Annotated in this window: 1 protein-coding gene; it reads right to left on the reverse strand. The window is 68.6% G+C overall.

Going from position 1 to position 703, the window contains the following annotated elements:
* Positions 1-703 (reverse strand): ribonuclease E domain-containing protein (locus G455_RS27240; protein ID WP_205620497.1); only part of this gene is annotated, 703 nt, incomplete at both ends.

Consider the following 703-nt stretch of genomic DNA (forward strand, 5'->3'; position numbering starts at 1 on the left):
CCGACCGAGCCGACGGACGATAGCTCCGGCATCCTCGATCCGCTCATTGGCGATGGTGGTCTGCTGGGCGGCCTGACTGGCAACGACGGCCTGCTGGGCGGCGTTACCGGGTCGGATGGGCTGCTGGGCGATCTGGTGGGCGATGATGGCCTGCTGGGTGGTCTGACCGGCTCCGACGGCCTGCTGGGTGGTCTGACCGGTGGTCAGGGCCTGCTGGGCGACGGTGTCAGCAGCGAGAGCGGCGGTCTTGTCGATGACCTGCTGAGCGACGACGGTCCTCTTGGTGGTCTTCTCGGCGACGACGGCCTGCTGGGCGGTGTTGTCGGTGATGGCGGCCTGGTGGACGACCTGCTGGGCGGCGATGGCCTCCTTGGTGGCGTAACCGGCGACGATGGTCTGCTTGGTGGTGTCCTCGGCGGTGACGGCCTGCTCGGCGGCGTCCTCGGTGAAGATGGCCTGGTAGACAACCTGCTGGGTGACGGTGGTCTCCTTGGCGGGGTGACCGGCGACGACGGTCTGCTGGGCGGTGTCCTCGGCGACGATGGCCTGCTGGGCGGTGTCCTCGGAGACGACGGCCTGGTGGACAACCTGCTGGGCGAAGACGGCCTCCTCGATGGCGTCCTCGGCGATGACGGCCTGCTGGGCGGTGTCCTCGGTGAAGACGGTCTGGTGGACAACCTGCTGGGCGAAGATGGTCTCCTCG

Source organism: Pseudodonghicola xiamenensis DSM 18339, assembly GCF_000429365.1.
Classification (GTDB): Bacteria; Pseudomonadota; Alphaproteobacteria; order Rhodobacterales; family Rhodobacteraceae; genus Pseudodonghicola; species Pseudodonghicola xiamenensis.